The sequence below is a fragment of the Sporolactobacillus mangiferae genome (assembly GCF_023336505.1).
Lineage (GTDB): Bacteria > Bacillota > Bacilli > Bacillales > Sporolactobacillaceae > Sporolactobacillus > Sporolactobacillus mangiferae.
In genome coordinates, this window is record NZ_JAMAST010000058.1 from 1 (window position 1) to 256 (window position 256).

General features: G+C 49.6%; 2 tRNA genes. Both read left to right on the top strand.

The window, feature by feature from the left end:
* The first annotated feature begins 19 nt into the window (after positions 1 to 19).
* Positions 20 to 96, top strand: a tRNA-Ile gene (locus M3N64_RS14030).
* 9 nt (positions 97 to 105) lie between these two features.
* Positions 106 to 181 (top strand) — tRNA-Ala (locus tag M3N64_RS14035).
* Positions 182 to 256: the final 75 nt, after the last annotated feature.

Consider the following 256-nt stretch of genomic DNA (forward strand, 5'->3'; position numbering starts at 1 on the left):
GCATTTATTATTTTGGTGGGGGCCTGTAGCTCAGCTGGTTAGAGCGCACGCCTGATAAGCGTGAGGTCGGTGGTTCAAGTCCACTCAGGCCCACCATTATAATATGGGGCCTTAGCTCAGCTGGGAGAGCGCCTGCTTTGCACGCAGGAGGTCAGGGGTTCGATCCCCCTAGGCTCCACCATATTATATGTCTATAACGGCATTATGAACCTTGAAAACTGGATAACGAAAACAAGCAAAGTCAAGAAACATCCAA